The organism is Streptomyces sp. col6, assembly GCF_008042035.1.
Lineage (GTDB): Bacteria > Actinomycetota > Actinomycetes > Streptomycetales > Streptomycetaceae > Streptomyces.
Genome location: NZ_RDBL01000006.1, coordinates 1209154 through 1227668, shown reverse-complemented (window position 1 = coordinate 1227668; position 18515 = coordinate 1209154). Strand labels below are relative to the sequence as shown.

General features: G+C 71.0%; 10 protein-coding genes. 6 read left to right on the top strand and 4 right to left on the bottom strand.

Going from position 1 to position 18515, the window contains the following annotated elements; all coding sequences use genetic code 11:
• Nucleotides 1-26: 26 nt before the first annotated feature.
• Together EAO73_RS09670 and EAO73_RS09665 are read right to left on the bottom strand one after the other, a co-directional pair.
• Nucleotides 27-815: an ABC transporter permease gene (locus EAO73_RS09670; RefSeq protein ID WP_147970966.1), complete on the bottom strand. Its 789-nt coding sequence runs from the start codon at nucleotides 813-815 to the stop codon at nucleotides 27-29.
• A 1-nt stretch (nucleotide 816) separates the two neighbouring features.
• Nucleotides 817-1746 carry an ATP-binding cassette domain-containing protein gene (locus EAO73_RS09665; protein ID WP_191133976.1) on the bottom strand — a complete coding sequence of 310 codons (930 nt, stop codon included), beginning with the start codon at nucleotides 1744-1746 and terminating at the stop codon, nucleotides 817-819.
• Between the two features lie 171 nt (nucleotides 1747-1917).
• On the opposite strand from EAO73_RS09665, the gene EAO73_RS09660 reads away from it, so the two are divergent.
• The 3 genes from EAO73_RS09660 to EAO73_RS09650 all read left to right on the top strand — a co-directional run bounded on the left by EAO73_RS09660 (nucleotide 1918) and on the right by EAO73_RS09650 (nucleotide 8140).
• Complete coding sequence (locus EAO73_RS09660) at nucleotides 1918-3771, top strand: ABC transporter ATP-binding protein (RefSeq protein ID WP_147970964.1); 1854 nt, start codon at nucleotides 1918-1920, stop codon at nucleotides 3769-3771.
• Nucleotides 3768-5699, top strand: coding sequence for an ABC transporter ATP-binding protein (locus EAO73_RS09655; protein WP_147970963.1), 1932 nt, complete (start codon nucleotides 3768-3770; stop codon nucleotides 5697-5699). The genes EAO73_RS09660 and EAO73_RS09655 overlap by 4 nt, the downstream gene beginning before the upstream one ends.
• Before the next feature lie 392 nt (nucleotides 5700-6091).
• Nucleotides 6092-8140, top strand: a complete 2049-nt coding sequence (locus EAO73_RS09650) for a M4 family metallopeptidase (RefSeq protein ID WP_147970962.1) — start codon at nucleotides 6092-6094, stop codon at nucleotides 8138-8140.
• A 101-nt stretch (nucleotides 8141-8241) separates the two neighbouring features.
• Here EAO73_RS09650 and EAO73_RS09645 read toward each other — a convergent pair whose 3' ends face one another.
• Entirely contained in the window at nucleotides 8242-9459 is a 1218-nt protein-coding gene (locus tag EAO73_RS09645) for an alginate lyase family protein (RefSeq protein WP_147970961.1), read from the bottom strand.
• A 204-nt stretch (nucleotides 9460-9663) separates the two neighbouring features.
• Nucleotides 9664-12267 (bottom strand): alpha-glucan family phosphorylase, encoded by a 2604-nt coding sequence (gene glgP / locus EAO73_RS09640; RefSeq protein WP_191133975.1) that lies wholly within the window; start codon nucleotides 12265-12267, stop codon nucleotides 9664-9666.
• Nucleotides 12268-12977: 710 nt separating this feature from the next.
• On the opposite strand from glgP, the gene EAO73_RS09635 reads away from it, so the two are divergent.
• The 3 genes from EAO73_RS09635 to EAO73_RS09625 all read left to right on the top strand — a co-directional run bounded on the left by EAO73_RS09635 (nucleotide 12978) and on the right by EAO73_RS09625 (nucleotide 18337).
• On the top strand, nucleotides 12978-15011 hold the full coding sequence (locus tag EAO73_RS09635; protein ID WP_147970960.1) for an alpha-1,4-glucan--maltose-1-phosphate maltosyltransferase: 2034 nt from the start codon (nucleotides 12978-12980) through the stop codon (nucleotides 15009-15011).
• On the top strand, nucleotides 15008-16714 hold the full coding sequence (gene treS, locus EAO73_RS09630) for a maltose alpha-D-glucosyltransferase (RefSeq protein WP_147970959.1): 1707 nt from the start codon (nucleotides 15008-15010) through the stop codon (nucleotides 16712-16714). Before EAO73_RS09635 ends, treS begins: the two co-directional genes overlap by 4 nt.
• Before the next feature lie 228 nt (nucleotides 16715-16942).
• Nucleotides 16943-18337 carry a maltokinase N-terminal cap-like domain-containing protein gene (locus tag EAO73_RS09625; RefSeq protein WP_147970958.1) on the top strand — a complete coding sequence of 465 codons (1395 nt, stop codon included), beginning with the start codon at nucleotides 16943-16945 and terminating at the stop codon, nucleotides 18335-18337.
• The last annotated feature ends 178 nt before the right edge of the window (nucleotides 18338-18515 follow it).

Sequence of the window (18515 nt, the reverse complement as noted above, 5' to 3'; positions counted from 1 at the left end):
AGTCTCCCCCGCACCCGGGCCCCCTTCTACTGCCACCGGAACGTACGGATCGCGGTCCACCCCGCCGCCAGCGCCCAGGCGGCGACCGCGCCGAGATAGGCCCAGCCCGGCCAGTCGCCCCGGGCCGCCTGGTCCAGGGCCTGGGAAGCGGCGCCGAAGGGGGTGGCCTGGACGACGCGGCGCAGCGCGTCCGGCATGGCCTGAACGGGGACCCAGACGCCCGCCGTGAACATCATGGAGAAGTAGACGAGCGAGCCCGCGGCGGCGGCGATCTTCGTCGTACGCGAGAGCGCACAGATCAGCGAGCCGATGGCCAGCACGCAGGCGACCGCGAGCAGCAGCGCGAGCAGATAGCCGAACGGCTGCTCCGGCAGCCGTACCCCGTAGGCGGTCCGGCCCACCGCCACGACCAGCAGGGCGGAGACGAGCGCGGCGGCGCCGTGCAACGCGATCTGCGCGCCGAGCAGCGCGGAGGGCCGCACCGGGGTGGTGGACATGCGGCGCAGGATGCCGCGTTCGCGGTAGCCGGTCAGGACGGGCGGCATCGCCTGGAGCCCCGACATGATCAGGGCGAGCAGCACCGCGACGGGCACGTACAGGTCGATGACGCGCCGGCCGCCGAGTCCGTCGTCGTGCTCCCGGAAGGACGGGACGAAGCCCAGGATCGTCAGGAGCACGGTCGGGAAGACGACGATCCAGAAGAGGCTGCCGGGTTCCCGCAGGAAGAGCCGGGTCTCCGCCCTGAGGACGGCGAGCGTCGCGCCGGGAACGGCGGTACGGGGCGCGGGGGCGGGTGCGGTGTGCGCTGTGGCCATCTCAGGCTGCCCGTTCTGTGAGTCCGCGCCCCTCGGCGGGGCCGGTGAGGTCGAGGAAGGCGTCGTCGAGGGTGGCCTCGGCGACGCGGAGGCGGTGGGCGGTGACGCGGAGCCGGGCCAGCAGCGAGATGACGGCGTTGACGGTCTCGTCGGTGCCGTGGACGACGACCCGGCCGTCCCGCGTCTCGTACGACACCGCGCCGGGCAGGCCCGCGAGTTCGGCTTCGGGCAGCGGCTCGGAGGGCGTGAAGGAGATGACGGTGGAGCCGTCGGCGCCGGCGACGAGACCGGCCGGGGTGTCGAGCGCGACGACGCGCCCCCGGTCGATGACGGCGATGCGGTCGCAGAGGCGCTGGGCCTCCTCCATGAAGTGGGTGACGAGGACGACGGTGACACCGCCGTCGCGTACGTCCTGGATCAGCTGCCAGGTGTCGCGCCGGGCGCGCGGGTCCAGCCCGGTGGTCAGTTCGTCGAGGACGACGACGCGGGGCCGGCCGACGAGGGCGAGCGCGATGGACAGGCGCTGCTTCTGGCCGCCGGAGAGCCGGTGGAAGCGGGTGTCCAGCTTGTCGTGCAGCCCGAGCCGTTCGGCGAGCGGGCGCCAGTCGGCGGGCTCGGGGTAGAACGCGCTGTACAGGTCCAGGGCCTCGCGCACGGTGATTTTGGGCTGGAGTTCGCTCTCCTGCAGCTGGGCGCCGAGCAGTCCGGTCACCCGGTCGCGGTCGGCGACCGGGTCCAGGCCGGCGACCCGGACGGTCCCGGCGTCGGGGACGCGCAGTCCCGCGACGCACTCGACGGTGGTGGTCTTGCCCGCGCCGTTGGGGCCGAGAATCCCGAAGATCTCCCCCTCGTCGACGGAGAACGTGATCCCGTCGACCACGGGGCGTCCGGCGTAGGCCTTGCGCACCCCGTTCGCTTCGATGATTGCCATGGCACCGAGCATCCGCGCGGCGGCTCCGCCGCGGTATCGGCCATCGCGCTCGAACCGGCATCAGCCGATCGGTTGATACCGCCCTACGACTCCGCGGCACGCCGCCGGTGCGCCCGGCGGCCGGATAAAACCCGAGGACCGATATCCGGACGGACCGTAGGCTCCTCCCTGATGCCCCAGAAACATGTAGAGCCCAAGGACCGTTCCGCCGTACGCTCCCTGCTGCGGTTGTGGCCGTATGTGAAGCCGGTACGGACCCGCCTCTTCAGCGCGGCCCTGGTGGCGGTCGTCGCCTCCTGTCTGGGCCTGGTGATCCCGCTGGTCCTGAAGTGGATCGTGGACGGCCCGATCGCGGGCCGGGACCCGGGCGGGGTCTGGCTCGGCGCCCTGTACCTGCTGCTCCTGGGCATCGCGGAGGCGTTGCTGTTCGGGGTGCGGCGATGGATGGTGGCGCGTCCGCTGGCCGGGGTCGAGGCGTCGATGCGGGCCGACCTCTACCGGCATCTGCAACGGCTGCCGGTGGCCTTCCACGACCGCTGGGCGTCGGGGCAGCTGCTGTCGCGCGGGACGACGGACCTGATGCTGCTGCGGATGTTCCTGGCCTTCCCGCTGACCTTCCTGCTGGTCAACGCCACCACGATCCTCGTCGGTTTCGTGGTCCTGCTGCTCCAGGAGTGGACGCTCGGTCTGGTGCTGCTCACCCCCGTCGTGCCGCTCGTCATCATCTGCTCGGCCTTCGAGACGAAGTACGCGAAGGTCGCGCGCCTGGCCCAGGACCAGGTCGGTGACCTGACGACCGTGGTCGAGGAGAGCGTGCTCGGCATCCGCATCGTCAAGGGCTTCGGCCGCCACCGCAGCCAGGCCGACACCTTCCGGGGTTTCGCCGAGCGGCTGCGCACCACGGAGCTGGGCAAGGCCCGGCTGCTCGCCCGTATCTGGGCCCTCATCACCACACTGCCCGAACTCGCGATCGGGGCCGCGCTGGTGTTCGGCACGATCCAGGTCGCGGACGGCGATCTGTCGGCGGGCACGCTGGTCGCGTTCCTCTCCACCGCGCTCGCGCTGCGGTGGCCCGTCGAGTCGATCGGCTTCCTGCTGGCGATGAGCCAGGAGGCGGCGACGGCGACCGAGCGGTTCTTCGAGGTGATGGACGTCGCCGAGGAGGAGGACGCCGGGCGTCAGGACGCGGGCAGGGCCGCCGAGGCGGACGGCATGGTCTTCGAGGGCGTCGAGTTCCGCTATCCCGACGCGGAGGAGGGCTCGGCGCCCGTCCTGGCCGGCATCGATCTGCACATCCGGCCGGGCGAGACGCTGGCCCTGGTGGGCGCGACGGGCTCGGGCAAGACCACGCTCACCTCGCTGGTGCCCCGGCTCTACGAGGCCACCGGCGGGCGGATCACCCTGAACGGCGAGGACATCACCACAATGCCGCGCGCCCGGCTGCGGGAGCTGGTGTCGGTGGCGTTCGAGGAGCCGACGCTGTTCTCCGCGAGCGTCGGCGAGAACGTGCTGATGGGCGCTGCGGACGCGGGCGAGGAGGAGTTGCTGCGGGCGCTCTCGGTGGCCCAGGCCGACTTCGTCCACGACCTGCCGCAGGGCGTGCGCACGGAGGTCGGTGAGCAGGGCCTGAGCCTGTCCGGCGGTCAGCGCCAGCGCCTCGCCCTGGCCAGGGCGGTCGTGGGCCGGCCGCGCTTCCTGGTGCTCGACGACCCGCTCTCGGCGCTCGACGTGCACACGGAGGCCCTGGTGGAGACGGCACTGCGCCGGGTCCTGGCGGAGACCACCGCGGTGGTGGTCGCGCACCGGCCGTCCACCGTAATGCTCGCGGACCGGGTGGCACTGCTGTCGGAGGGCCGGATCAGCGCGGTCGGCACCCATCAGGAACTCCTGCGCACCAACGCCGAGTACGCCTGGCTGATGTCCGGCGCGGGGCCCGCAGCGGAGGCCGGCGCGTCCGCCGCCGCGACCGGCGCGAACGAATCCCTGGGCGCGAAGGCCCCTGCCGAGGAGGGCAGCACCCGATGACCAGCACGACGACCGGACGGCCCGCGGAACCGGGCGACGGCGAGGACGAACGCCGGGCGCACGGCGTACCGGCGCAGGACGCCCGGGCGGACGGCACACCGGTGACCGGCCCACCGCAGGCGTCCGCCGAGGATCCCGGTGACCCCTTCGACCGGGACGACCTGCCGGCCCCGCACGGGGCGACCCGGCAGCTGCTCCGCTCGCTGCTGCGGCCGATGCGGGGGCGGGTGGCCGTCGCCGCCCTGTTCGTCCTGTTGCAGCAGGCCGCGGTGCAGGCGGGTCCGCTGCTGGTCGCCTATGCCATCGACAGCGGGGTGCCCGCCTTCCGAGACGACGACTACGGGCCGCTGATCGCGGTCGCGCTGGGCTACGCGCTCTTCTCGGCCGGTGCGGGCGCCCTGCAGTACGCGTTCATCCGGCAGTCGGCGCGGATCAACCAGGACGTCCTGCTCGACCTGCGCGGCCGGATCTTCAGCCATGCGCAGGCCCTGAGTGTGGACTTCCACGAGCGCTACACCTCCGGGCGGCTGATCTCGCGGTCCTCCACCGACCTGGAGTCGCTGCGGGAGCTGCTGGACGAGGGCCTCCAGGAACTGATCTACGTCATCCTCTCGTTCGCCTCCATCGCCCTGATCCTGCTCTGGCTCGACCTGGCCACGGGTGCGGCGGCGGTGGCGTCCTTCCTGCCGCTGTATCTGCTGGTGCGGCTCTACCGGAAGCGCTCATCGGTGATCTTCGCCGCCCGTTCGACCGCGATCGCCGCGGTCATCGTGAAGTTCGCGGAGACGATGAACGGCATCCGGCCGGTCCAGGCGTTCCGCCGCGAGCCGGTCAACGACGCGGCGTTCCGGGAGCTGAACACGCGTCACCGCGGCACCAACGGGGCCGCGACGGTGGAGAACGCGCGGTACGTCATCGGCTCACGGCTCGTCGCCAACACGGCCGTGGCCGGAATCGTGCTGTGGGGCGCGTACCGCGTCGCCTCGGGGGACCTGGCGCTCGGGGTGCTGGCCGCGGTGGTGCTCTATCTGCGGCGACTCTACGACCCGATCGACCGGCTCAGCATGTTCCTCAACGCCTTCGAGTCCGCCGCCGCCTCCCTGGGGAAGATCGCCGGCCTGCTGGCCCAGACGCCCACCGTCCCGGAGGCACCGGAGCCCCGGGAGCTGCCCGTCCGGACGGGCGCCGAGCCGGGCCGCGAGGTGGTCTTCGACGCGGTGCGGTTCGCGTACCGGACGGGCGGCGAGGTGCTGCCCCGCTTCGACCTGACGATCCCGGCGGGGCAGACGGTCGCGGTGGTCGGTTCCACGGGCGCGGGCAAGTCGACGCTGGCCAAGCTGCTGGCCCGGTTCTACGACCCGACCGAGGGCCGGGTCCTGCTCGACGGCACCGACCTGCGGGACCTTGCCACGCCCGAGCTGCGGCGCGGGGTGGTGATGGTGACCCAGGAGGCGTTCCTGTTCTCCGGGACGGTCGCGGAGAACATCGCGATCGGCCGTCCGGAGGCGAGCCGCGAGGAGATCGAGCGCGCGGCGAAGGCGATCGGCGCCCATGACTTCATCACCGGCCTGCCCGACGGCTACGACACCGATGTCCGCAAGCGGGGCGGCCGGATCTCGGCCGGCCAGCGGCAGTTGGTGGCCTTCGCGCGGGCGCTGCTGGCGGACCCGGCGGTGCTGATCCTCGACGAGGCGACCAGTTCGCTGGACATCCCCGGCGAGCGCGCGGTGCAGCAGGCGATGGGCACCGTGCTGCACGGCCGCACCGCGGTGGTGATCGCGCACCGGCTGTCGACCGTGGAGGTGGCGGACCGGGTGCTGGTGATGGAGCGGGGGCGGGTCGTGGAGGACGGCGCACCGGCCGAACTCATCGCCGGTACCGGCAGGTTCGCCGGGCTGCACCGTGCCTGGCGGGAGAGCCTGGCCTGACGCCCCGGCCCGGCCCGGCCGTCCGCCCGATTCATCCCGGGACGGACGGTCGGGATCGAGCCACGCTCCCGCTCTGTCTCGACAGGTGGGAACTTTCCGCTTGTTCACATTCGCGTCGCACTCCGCTCGCGTGCACGAAACCCCGACGCGCCCTGCGCCTTCGGGCCCCCGATGCCCTCCGCGGACCCCTCGGGGTCACCCCGTGAAGATCGGTGAAACGTCCGCTTAACGAACATGACCATTCCGGCAACGAACGAATTCCGGCCAAGTTGTTGACGCGGTCCTGACAGGGATGGCCGACTCCTGACACTCTTCACCCCGTTCTGCGCACTGCTTGCTCTGCCCGGACGGCTCACCCAGCCGCCGGTACCCCCCTCGCAGAAGGAGTCCGCGTGAGATCCACGCACAGCCGTCGTACCACCGCGACCGGCGCTCTGATAGCCGCAGCTGCCCTCCTCGCCGTAGGAGTCCAGACCGGAGCGGCCTCGGCCGCCCCGGACAGCGGCACCGCAAGGACCGCCACCGCCTCCAAGGCGAACCCCGGCGCCCTTGCCAAGCAGCTCTCCCCCTCGCAGCGGGCCGAGCTGATCCGCGAGGCCACCGCGAGCACGGCGGCCACCGCGAAGAAGCTCGGCCTCGGGTCCCAGGAGAAGCTCGTCGTCAAGGACGTCGTCCAGGACAACGACGGCACCACGCACACCCGTTACGAGCGCACCCTAGACGGCCTCCCGGTCCTCGGCGGCGACCTGGTCGTCCAGGAGTCGAAGGCCGGCGCGACCGAGAGCGTCGTCAAGGCGTCCCGCGCGACCACCTCCCAGCTCAAGGCCGTGGACACCGTCGCGGACATCACCCCGGCGGCGGCCTCCAAGCAGGCGCTCGGCGCGGCGAAGGCGGCCGGCTCCGACAGGGCCAAGGCGGACAAGGCTCCCCGCAAGGTCGTCTGGATGGCCTCGGGCACCCCGCAGCTCGCGTACGAGACCGTGGTCGGTGGCCTCCAGGAGGACGGCACCCCGAACGCGCTGCACGTCATCACGGACGCCTCCACCGGAGCGAAGCTCTACGAGTGGCAGGCCATCGAGAACGGCGTCGGCAACACCGAGTACAGCGGCCAGGTCACCCTGGGCACCTCCGGGTCCTCCGGCTCGTACAACCTGACCGACACCGCGCGCGGCAGCCACAAGACGTACAACCTGAACCACGGCACGTCCGGCAAGGGCACCCTCTTCTCCGGCGCCGACGACGTCTGGGGAGACGGCAACGGCACCAGCCCGGAGACCGCGGCGGCGGACGCCCACTACGGCGCGGCCGAGACCTGGGACTACTACAAGAACGTCCACGGCCGCAACGGCATCAAGGGCGACGGCGTCGGCGCGTACTCCCGCGTCCACTACGGCAACAACTACGTCAACGCCTTCTGGGACGACAGCTGCTTCTGCATGACGTACGGCGACGGCAGCGGCAACGCGCACCCGCTGACCGCGCTGGACGTGGCGGCCCACGAGATGAGCCACGGCGTCACCTCGAACACCGCCGGCCTGAACTACAGCGGTGAGTCCGGCGGCCTCAACGAGGCGACCAGCGACATCTTCGGCTCCGCCGTCGAGTTCTACGCCAACAACTCCACCGATGTCGGCGACTACCTCATCGGCGAGAAGATCGACATCAACGGCGACGGCACCCCGCTGCGCTACCAGGACAAGCCGAGCCGCGACGGCACGTCCCCCGACGCCTGGTACTCGGGCATCGGCAACATCGACGTGCACTACTCGTCGGGTCCGGCCAACCACTTCTTCTACCTGCTGTCCGAGGGCAGCGGCGCGAAGACCATCAACGGCGTCAGCTACAACTCCCCGACCTCCGACGGCCTGCCGGTGACCGGCATCGGCCGCGCGAAGGCCGAGCAGATCTGGTTCAAGGCGCTCAGCACCAAGTTCACCTCCACCACCAACTACGCGGGGGCCCGCACCGGCACGCTCGCGGTGGCCGGTGAGCTGTACGGCACGACCAGCGCCGAGTACAAGGCCGTCCAGGACGCCTGGGCCGGGATCAACGTCGGTGCGCGCTCCGGCGGCACCGACCCGGACCCCGGTGACGGCACGGTCTTCGAGAACAAGACCGCCGTCTCCATCCCGGACCGCGGCTCCGCCGTCACCAGCTCGGTCACCGTCACCGGCCGCACCGGCAAAGCCCCGAGCGCCCTCAAGGTCGGCGTGGACATCACCCACACCTACCGCGGTGACCTGGTCATCGACCTCGTCGCGCCGGACGGCAGCACCTACCGTCTGAAGAACTCCTCCTCCAGCGACTCGGCGGACAACGTCAAGACGACCTACACGGTCAACGCCTCGTCGGAGACGGCCAACGGCACCTGGAAGCTCAAGGTCCAGGACGTCTACAGCGGGGACACCGGGAAGATCAACAGCTTCAAGCTGACCTTCTGAACCACCCCCGCCACACCCCCCACCGCATGACCCGTCGCTGACGCGACGCAGCCGCCCGGGAGAGGACCCTCTCTCCCGGGCGGCTGCTCGTCCGTGTGCGCTCAGTTCGGGTTGTCCGCGTGGGTCAGGGTCTCCCAGGCGACGAACAGGTTGTTGGACCCGGCGGGCCGCTGCCGCTCGGTGAGCGTCTGGGTGTTGGTCATCGCGATGCCCATCCGGTTGTGCAGCGCGTTGAACCCGACCTCGGTGACCGGGCCGAGGCTGTCCTTGAGGCTTCCGCCGCAGAGATTGCCCGGGACGGGGTTGCCCACCTGGTACTTGGCGTGCAGCCCGAGCGCGTGGCGCAGCCGCTCGGCGATCTCCGGATAGAGGTCCTGCCCCTGGATCCGGCTGGTCTCGGCGATGTGCGAGATGGCCGACAGGCCGTATCCGGTGTGCGTGAGGTCGCGGCAGGTCTCCTGGGAGAGCCCGTCCATGAAGACGGACTGCCCCTGCCAGTACTTGATGATCTTGTCCTTGGTGTCCAGTCCGCTGCCGGGCGCCGTCTTCGGCAGCGCGCCGTCCGCGCTCACATAGATGTACGCGGGCACCCGGCCGCGGAACTTCGCGACCGCCTTGTCGTACGAGGTCCGGTCCTCCAGGAAGACCGCGATGCCGATCGCGGCCTCGGTCATGCTCAGCTCCCAGTTGCCGTTGCTGTTCGAGCCGTTGATGACCTTGGGCAGGTAGACGTCGCGCAGCATGGTGGCGAACCGGCCGGAGTTCGGCCAGGAGCCGTACGTGTACTTGATGATCTCGGCGGCCCTGGGCCAGGAGGAGCCCGCCCAGCCGGTCTGCAGCGGGGCGTTGCTGTTGGTGTGGTCCCTGATCACGGACGACCAGGCGTCCATGATCTCGATCGCCTTCTGCGCGTAGCGGCTGTCCTGGGTGATGTACCAGGCCAGCGACAGGGTGTACGCGGCGATCGCGTCCTCGCGCTCGTCGGTGCAGCCGTAGTTGGGGTTGGAGTACGAGCCGCACTCGACGACCGCGCGGGGCTTCGCGGCCCTGGTCAGCGAGGCGTACTTGCTTCCCATCATCTGGTCGTAGGCACTCTTCCAGGGCTGGGCGCCCGCCTGGACCCTGGAACGTACGAAGTCGAGCTGGGGGCGGCTGACGAGTACGCCGGGGTGGGTGAAGGCGGCGGGGGCGGCGGCCCGCGCCGGGGCGGGCGGGSCGGCCGGCCCGCCGGCGGAGGCCGGGGCCATGGACAGGCCGGTGGTCAGTGCGGCGAGGGCGGCGGCGAGGCCGAGGCCGCGCGCGATGGTTCCGGTGCGCATGTGGGGGTGCCTTCCGGTGCGGAGGAGGTCCACCACCCGACCCTGGATATTCACATACATGAACGGTGGGTCGGGTTGTGAACGCTGCAATGAGTGAGGAACCTAAAGGCATTCCATGAACACGTCAAGGTTCTGTGTTCAGAAAGCGAAGGGCCCGGTGCCGGGAGATCCCTCCCGGCACCGGGCCCCTGGGGCCGCGCCCCCTCAGCGCATCAGCAGACCCGCGCCCTCACCCGTGGTCCCCGTCGGCTGGGCGACCAGGCCGAGTTCGGCGCCGCTTCCCAGCAGCCGGTGGGCCGGCAGCACGCGCACGGTGTAGCCGTACGGGCCCGTCCGGTCCAGGGCGAGCGGGCCCTCGTACAGCCAGTGGCCCTCCAGGTCCTGGCCGCCCGCCGGCTTCAGCGGGAAGGACTGGGCGTCGAAGATCGCGTCGGACGAGTCCACCCGCCCGGCCACCGCCTGCACCTCCACGTCGTCCGGCGCCAGCGCGCCCAGCGAGATCCGGACCCGCAGCGCCAGCGTGGAGCCCAGCTCCGCCGTCGTACCGGAGGCGGTCGGCGTCACCGCCTCCACATGGTCGACGGCCACCCGCGGCCAGGCCGCCCGGATCTTCGCCTTCCATCCCGCCAGCTCCCGGGCCCTGGCCGCATCCATGGACCGCTGGTCGAGCGCGGCGGGGGCGTACAGCCGCTCCACGTACTCCGTGACCATCCGGTCGGCGAGCACCTTGGGCCCCAGGGTGCCCATCGTGCGGCGGACCATCTCGATCCAGCGCCCCGGCAGCCCCTCGTCCCGGCGGTCGTAGAAGTGCGGCGCCACCCGGTCCTCGATCAGCTCGTACAGGGCATTGGCCTCCAGGTCGTCGCGCCGGTCCTCGTCCAGCGCGCTCCCCTCCGCCGTCGGGATCGCCCAGCCGAAGTCCGGCTCGAACCACTCGTCCCACCAGCCGTCCAGCACGGACAGGTTGAGGCAGCCGTTGAGCGCGGCCTTCATCCCGCTCGTCCCGCAGGCCTCCAGCGGGCGCAGCGGGTTGTTCAGCCACACGTCGCAGCCCGGGTAGAGCTTCTGGGCCATCGCCATCCCGTAGTCGGGCAGGAAGACGATGCGGTGGCGGACCCGGGCGTCGTCGGCGAACCTCACCAGCTCCTGGACCAGCCGCTTCCCGCCGTCGTCGGCCGGGTGCGCCTTGCCCGCGACGACGATCTGGACCGGCCGCTCGGGGTGCAGCAGCAGCCCCCGCAGCCGGTCGCGGTCGCGCAGCATCAGCGTCAGCCGCTTGTACGAGGGGACGCGGCGGGCGAAGCCGATCGTCAGCACGTCCGGGTCGAGGACGCCGTCGATCCAGCCGAGTTCGGCGGGCTGGGCGCCCCGGTGGCGCCAGGAGGCGTGCAGTCGCTGCCGGACCTCGCCGACCAGCTGTTCGCGCAGGGTGCGGCGCAGCTCCCAGAGCCGGCGGGCGGGGATGTCGGCGACGGAGTCCCAGCGGCCCGGGGTGCCCCCCGTCTCGGCGCGCAGCCGCAGGACCTCGGGGGCGACCCAGGTCGGCGCGTGGACGCCGTTGGTGACGGAGGTGATCGGCACCTCCGGGGCGTCGAAGCCCGGCCAGAGCCCGGCGAACATCTCCCGGCTGACCGCTCCGTGCAGCGTGGAGACGCCGTTGGCGCGCCGGGCGAGCCGCAGCCCCATCACCGCCATGTTGAAGACGCCCGGGTCGCCGCCGGTGTAGGTCTCGGTGCCGAGTTCCAGGACGCGTTCGGCGGGGACGCCGGGCAGTTCGCCGTCCTCGCCGAAGTGGCGGGCGACCAGTTCGCGGTCGAACCGGTCGATTCCGGCCGGGACCGGGGTGTGGGTGGTGAAGACGGTGCCGGCGCGCACGGACTCCACCGCGGAGTCGAAGTCCAGGCCGGTCGTGGCCAGCTCGCGGATGCGCTCCAGGCCGAGGAAGCCGGCGTGGCCCTCGTTGGTGTGGAAGACCTCCGGGGCGGGGTGGCCGGTGAGCCGGCAGTAGGCGCGCACGGCACGGACGCCGCCGATGCCGAGCAGCATTTCCTGGAGCAGCCGGTGCTCGCTGCCGCCGCCGTACAGCCGGTCGGTGACCTCGCGTTCACCGGGGGCGTTCTCCTCGACGTCGGAGTCGAGCATGAGCAGCGGGACCCGGCCGACGTGGGCCTGCCAGATCTGCGCGTGCAGGGAGCGGCCGCCGGGCAGGTCCAGGACGACCTGGGCCGGGGTGCCGTCGGCCTCGCGGATCAGGGTGAGGGGCAGCTCGTTGGGGTCGAGGACGGGGTAGTGCTCCTGCTGCCAGCCGTCCCGGGACAGGCTCTGCCGGAAGTAGCCGTGGCGGTAGAGCAGGCCGACGCCGACGAGGGGCACGCCCAGGTCGCTGGCGGCCTTGAGGTGGTCACCGGCGAGGATGCCGAGCCCGCCGGAGTACTGGGGCAGGGCGGCGGTCACCCCGAATTCGGGTGAGAAGTAGGCGATGGCGGCGGGCAGGTCGGCGCCCCGCTCGCGCTGCTCCTGGTACCAGCGGGGCCCTCGGAGGTAGTCCCGGAGGTCGGCGGACGCCTCGGCGAGCCGCTGCAGGAACGGTTCGTCGCGAGCCAGCTCCGCGAGCCGCCCCGCGGAGACGGAACCGAGCAGGCGGACGGGGTCGCACTCCGCCGCCGGGCCAGCCGCCGGGTCGACGGACCGGAAGAGCTCGCGGGTCTCGGTGTGCCAGGACCAGCGCAGGTTGCGCGCCAGGTCGCTGAGGGGTTGGAGGGAGTCCGGAAGGACGGGACGCACGGTGAATCGACGAATGGCCTTCACGCATTCCACCTTTACAGGGGACGTACGAATCCGAGCGGGACGCACCACCATGTGCGCCGCTCCGTCACCCTCGACGGTAGCCGGGTGTCCCCCTCGCCGGACACGGCGCAAAAATTCCGCGCGGTGTGCGACCGGGGCGTTCCGGGCGCCCGTGCGCCGCTGTCCCGTACGCCCCGCACATCTCCCTGTGCGTCACCGGGCTCATATGTCACAGGCGTTATGGCCGATTCCTTCCCCTCGTGCGGCCTTGTGGGCCTTCGCGGCACAAGGAAAGCTGCCGTGTGGCGCCCTTTCCCACCCGCGTGCGCCGGTTCCGCGCAATCCCGCGTGCGCGCGGCGGAGCCCGGCGCATTCGCTACGTCCCCCATACGCCCGAGCAGATGACATATCACCGGATTGGCCCACCGCGATGTGGGGGAGGGTTTCCCGGGTACCCGGAACGAATGTATTCGGATGACAGCGATGACGGTTCATCCCCGGCACGCGCGTGATTCATTCCCTGGCCGCCGGTGATCGGTCCCCGATTCGTATACGACCTGTTTGGACTGCCATTCGAGTGAACGCGGACAGGAGCGGCCATGCCCAGACCCCACCAGTCATCCACCGAGCGGCTACAAAGGACGCAACCCCATCCTCGCGGCGCGCGCGTTCAGCCTTCGGCGCCCGCTGCCCACCTTGCCGAGTCCGCGCTCCAGTCCCCAGGTGATTCCATGATCGGTCGCATTCCCGTTCTCGACGTCCATCCGCTCGTCGACTGCGGCAGAAGGCCCGCCAAGGCCGTTTCCGGTGAGACCTTCCAGGTCACCGCGACCGTCTTCCGGGAGGGCCACGACGCGGTGGCGGCCAATGTCGTGCTGCACGGCCCGAGCGGCCGGCCGGGCCCCTGGACGCCGATGCGCGAACTGGCCCCGGGCACCGACCGCTGGGGCGCCGAGGTGACACCGGACGCCGAGGGCCGCTGGACGTACACGGTCGAGGCGTGGAGCGACCCGGTCGCCACCTGGCGCCACGCGGCGCTGATCAAGATCCCGGCCGGCATCGACACCGAGCTGATGCTCACCGAGGGCGCCGAGCTGTACGAGCGGGCCGCCGAGGGCGTACCCAAGCGCGACGGCCGCGAGGCGGTGCTGGCGGCCGTGGACGCGCTGCGCGACGAGTCCCGGCCGGCCGAGGCCCGGCTCGCGGCGGCCCTGGCCCCCGAGGCCGGGGACGCGCTGGCCCGCCACCCCCTGCGCGAACTGGTCACCGCCTCCCGCCCGCACCCGCTGGTCGTCGAGCGCCGGCGCGCGCTGTACGGCTCCTGGTACGAGATGTTCCCGCGCTCCGAGGGCGCCCGCTTCGAGGCCGCGAAGCCGCGCAAGGGGCGCGGCGCCAAGTCCGCCGCCCCGCAGGCGCCCCGGCTGGTGAGCGGCACCTTCCGGACGGCGGCCGAGCGGCTGCCGGCGGTCGCCGCGATGGGCTTCGACGTGGTGTACCTGCCGCCGGTCCACCCCATCGGCACGACCCACCGCAAGGGTCCGAACAACTCCCTGACCCCCGACGCGCACGACGTGGGCGTGCCCTGGGCGATCGGTTCGCCGGAGGGCGGGCACGACGCGGTCCACCCGGACCTGGGCACGCTGGAGGACTTCGCCCATTTTGTGGAGACCGCCCGCAATCTGCGGATGGAAGTGGCCCTGGATTTCGCCCTCCAGTGCTCGCCCGACCACCCGTGGGTGGAGAAGCATCCCGAGTGGTTCCAGCACCGGGCGGACGGCTCGATCGCCTACGCGGAGAATCCGCCGAAGAAATACCAGGACATCTACCCGATCGCCTTCGACAGGGATCTTGAGGGCATCGTCGCGGAGAGCGTACGCATCCTGCGGTTCTGGATGGACCGGGGCGTACGGATCTTCCGCGTCGACAATCCGCACACCAAGCCGGTGATCTTCTGGGAGAAGGTGATCGCGGAGATCAACGGCACCGATCCCGATGTGATCTTCCTGGCCGAGGCATTCACCCGGCCGGCGATGATGCGCACCCTCGCCGCCATCGGTTTCCAGCAGTCGTACACGTATTTCACCTGGCGCGACAGCCGGCGGGAAATCACGGACTACGTGAACGAACTGGCCCATGACACCGCCGCGTTCATGCGGCCGAATTTCTTCGTGAACACCCCCGACATCCTTCCCGGATACCTTCAGAAGGGCGGCCGGCCCGCCTTCGAGGCACGGGCGGTGCTCGCGGCGACCCTCTCCCCCTCCTGGGGGGTGTACGCGGGGTTCGAGCTGTGCGAGAACACCCCGATCCACCACGGCAGTGAGGAGTACCTCGACTCGGAGAAATACGAGATCCGGCCCAGGGACTGGGAAGCCGCAGAGCGCGAGGGCCGTTCGCTCGCCCCGCTCATCACCTCGCTCAACCGGATCAGGCGCCGCCACCCGGCCCTGCAGCAGCTGCGTGACGTGCACTTCCACGCGTCCGACAACGACGCCCTGATCGTGTACAGCAAGCGCTCCGGTTCGAACATCCTTCTGGTGGTCGTCAACCTCGACCCGCACCACACCCAGGAGGCGACCGTCTCGTTGGACATGCCGCAACTCGGCCTCGACCGGCACGAGAGCGTGCCGGTGCGCGACGAGCTCACCGGCACTTCCTATCACTGGGGCAGGACGTTCTATGTGCGCCTTGAGCCGGGCGTGACGCCCGCGCACATCGCCGTCCTGCGACCGTCCCCGCCGACCGGAGGGTCACCCACACCATGATCGTCAATGAGCCCGTCCACGACACGTTCGAGGACACCCCGGCCAAGGACCGCGATCCCGACTGGTTCAAGCGTGCCGTGTTCTACGAGGTCCTCGTCCGGTCCTTCCAGGACTCCAACGGCGACGGCATCGGAGACCTGAAGGGGATCACCGCCAAGCTGGACTACCTCCAGTGGCTGGGCGTCGACTGCCTCTGGCTGCCGCCGTTCTTCAAGTCGCCTCTGCGCGACGGCGGTTACGACGTGTCCGACTACACCGCCGTGCTGCCCGAGTTCGGCGACCTCGCCGACTTCGTGGAGTTCGTCGACGCCGCCCACCAGCGCGGCATGCGCGTGATCATCGACTTCGTCATGAATCACACCAGCGACCAGCACGAGTGGTTCCAGCAGTCCCGGACCGACCCCGACGGGCCGTACGGCGACTACTACGTCTGGGCCGACGACGACAAGCAGTTCCAGGACGCCCGGATCATCTTCGTCGACACGGAGACGTCCAACTGGACCTTCGACCCGGTGCGCAAGCAGTACTACTGGCACCGGTTCTTCTCGCACCAGCCCGACCTCAACTACGAGAACCCGGCGGTGCAGGAGGAGATCATCTCCGCCCTCCGCTTCTGGCTGGACCTCGGCATCGACGGCTTCCGGGTCGACGCCGTGCCTTACCTCTACCAGCGCGAGGGCACCAACTGCGAGAACCTCCCCGAGACCCACAACTTCCTCAAGCGGGTCCGCAAGGAGATCGACGCCAACTACCCGGACACGGTCCTGCTCGCCGAGGCCAACCAGTGGCCGGAGGACGTCGTCGACTACTTCGGCGACTACGGGAGCGGCGGCGACGAGTGCCACATGGCGTTCCACTTCCCCGTGATGCCGCGGATCTTCATGGCCGTACGGCGCGAGAGCCGCTACCCGGTCTCGGAAATCCTGGCCAAGACCCCGGCGATCCCGCAGAACTGCCAGTGGGGCATCTTCCTGCGCAACCACGACGAGCTGACCCTCGAAATGGTGACGGACGAAGAACGCGACTACATGTACGCGGAGTACGCCAAGGACCCCCGGATGCGGGCCAACATCGGCATCCGCCGCCGGCTGGCCCCACTGCTGGACAACGACCGCAACCAGATCGAGCTGTTCACCGCGCTGCTCCTGTCGCTGCCGGGCTCCCCGATCCTCTACTACGGGGACGAGATCGGGATGGGCGACAACATCTGGCTGGGCGACCGGGACGCCGTACGCACCCCGATGCAGTGGACGCCCGACCGCAACGCGGGCTTCTCCTCCAGCGATCCCGGGCGGCTGTACCTGCCCACGATCATGGACCCGGTCTACGGCTACCAGGTCACCAACGTCGAGGCGTCGATGGCCTCCCCGTCCTCGCTGCTGCACTGGACGCGGCGGATGATCGAGATCCGCAAGCAGAACCCGGCGTTCGGCCTCGGCACCTACAACGAACTGCCCTCCTCCAACCCGGCCGTGCTCGCCTTCACCCGTGAGCACGGCGACGACCTCGTGCTGTGCGTCCACAACTTCTCGCGGTTCGCGCAGCCGACGGAGCTCGACCTCAGGTCCTTCAACGGGCGTCATCCGGTGGAGCTGATCGGCGGGGTGCGCTTCCCCGCCATCGGTCAGTGGCCCTACCTGCTGACTCTCGCGGGACACGGCTTCTACTGGTTCCGGCTGCGCAAGGACGCGCCGCCGAGCTGACACCTCCAGGCCACCGGCGGGGCGGTTTCCACCGCCCCGCACGGGGCACTCGCACCCATACCGGGTGGTTCAGGAAGCTTCCTGGATCCTCCTGGCGTTTCTATCCCCTCATGTCGAGTCCGTACGGATCATCCTGACCCGACACGTCCCGCACAGCCGGACAGCCAATGCCGCAATCCGGGACACTCTTCGCATCCTGTGGTGTGCCCGGGGAAAGGACGCGATGCCATGTCGGAGGCTGCATCCGCTCAGGTCACCCTGGCGAACAGCACAGCCCTGCTTCCGTCTCTCGGACCGCTGCTCCACGAATGGCTGCCCCGGCAGCGGTGGTTCGCGGGCAAGGGACGGGCCATCACCGCCTTCTCGCTCGTCTCGGCCACCGAGATACTGCCGGTGGACGGCCGCGACGACTCCGCCCCCGGGCTGCTGCACCTGCTGGTGCGGGTCCATCAGCCCACCATGCCCGCCCAGCCGCCCGTCGACTGCTACCAGTTGCTGCTCGGGGTCCGCTCCGCGCTGCCCCAGCACCTCGCGCCCGCCGCCATCGGCCGGGTGCCGGACGGACCGCTGTCCGGGCTCGCGGTCTACGACGGTCTGCACGACCCGCGCCTGGCCTCGCTGCTGCTGGAACGATTGCGCACCCCCGGCCGGCTCGGCGCCGTGCGCTTCGACCGGGGCGCGGAGCCGATCCCGGAGGACCTGCCGCCCCGCGTGCTGGACACCGAGCAGTCCAACTCCTCGCTGGTGTACGGCAATGCGTACATCCTCAAGATCTTCCGCCGGGTCTTCCCGGGCACCAACCCCGACCTCGAACTGCCGCTCGCGCTCTCTCGCGAGGGCTGCGGCCGGGTTCCCGCACCGGTCGCCTGGTTCGAGGCGGCGACGCCGGAGCGGCTGACGCTCGGGGTGCTCCAGCCGTTCCTGCGCGGCGCCCAGGACGGCTGGCAGCTCGCCCTGCGCGCCCTCGCCACCGGGCACGACTTCCTGACCGAGGCGAGGGCGCTGGGCCGCGCCACCGCCGAGGTGCACACCGCGCTCGCCGCCGCCCTGCCCACCCCGGTGCTGCGCCGCTCGCAGACCGACGAACTGGCCGCCGCCATGGTGGAGCGGCTGGAGGCGGCCGCCCACGCGGTGCCGGAACTGGTGCCGTACGTCCCCGGACTGCGCACCGCCTTCGACGCGGTGGCCGCGCTCGGGCACCGGGGACGCAGCTGGGCCGCGCAGCGGGTGCACGGCGACCTCCATCTCGGCCAGACCCTGCGCGGCACCGACGGATTCTGGTCGCTGATCGACTTCGAGGGCGAGCCGGCCCGGCCGCTCCCTGAGCGCCGCAGCCCGCAGCCTCCGGTGCGCGACGTCGCCGGAATGCTCCGCTCCTTCGACTACGCGGCCCGTACGCACCGGCCCTGGAAGCCCGAGTGGGCGGCCCGCTGCCGGGACGCCTACTGCGACGGCTACGCCGAGGCGGCGGACGCCGACCCACGCGCCGAACCGGAGCTGCTGCGCGCCCACGAGACCGACAAGGCGGTGTACGAGGTGCTGTACGAGGCACGGCACCGGCCCGACTGGCTCCCGGTCCCGATGGCCGCGATCCACCGCCTGGCCTCCGGTTCCGCCCGCTGAAGATGCCGCGCTCCCCCGTACCGCCCGATTCCGCCCACCCCGCCAACACCTCCGAGGAGGCTGTCCCTGTGACCGCCCGCAAGCCGTCCCGCAAGTCCGAGCCCGCCGCGCCCTGCGCGAACTCCTGCCCCATGAACAGCAGTTGCTTGCCCGGATGGGCCCACATGAAGCCCAGGTA